This window comes from Psychroserpens mesophilus (assembly GCF_050617655.1).
In the GTDB taxonomy this organism is placed as follows: Bacteria; Bacteroidota; Bacteroidia; order Flavobacteriales; family Flavobacteriaceae; genus Psychroserpens; species Psychroserpens mesophilus_A.
In genome coordinates this window covers 1-242 of sequence record NZ_JBODQC010000432.1, presented here as the reverse complement: position 1 = coordinate 242, position 242 = coordinate 1, and the positions used below count along the sequence as shown (strand labels likewise).

Genomic DNA, 242 nt, shown 5'->3' with positions numbered 1-242 from the left:
TTAGAGATAAAATCGGCTAGAATTAGAGTACCTAATTACAAAAAGATTGAGCTACTTACGCGCAGTTACGTGAAATTTCATTTAAATTTATTATAACTCACAACCAAAGTATTATGCAAACTTTTTATTGGATCTTAATCTTTTTTGGAACATTCTTCATTATGGAGTTTAACGCTTGGTTTACCCATAAATATATTATGCATGGATTTCTTTGGAGTTTACACAAAGACCATCACCAAAAA

1 pseudogene is annotated in these 242 nt (G+C 29.8%); it reads left to right on the top strand.

Features of this window, described 5'->3' with window-relative positions:
• Positions 1 to 113: 113 nt before the first annotated feature.
• Positions 114 to 242 (top strand): annotated as a pseudogene (locus ACRHNM_RS17885) (beta-carotene hydroxylase); the annotation flags it as partial.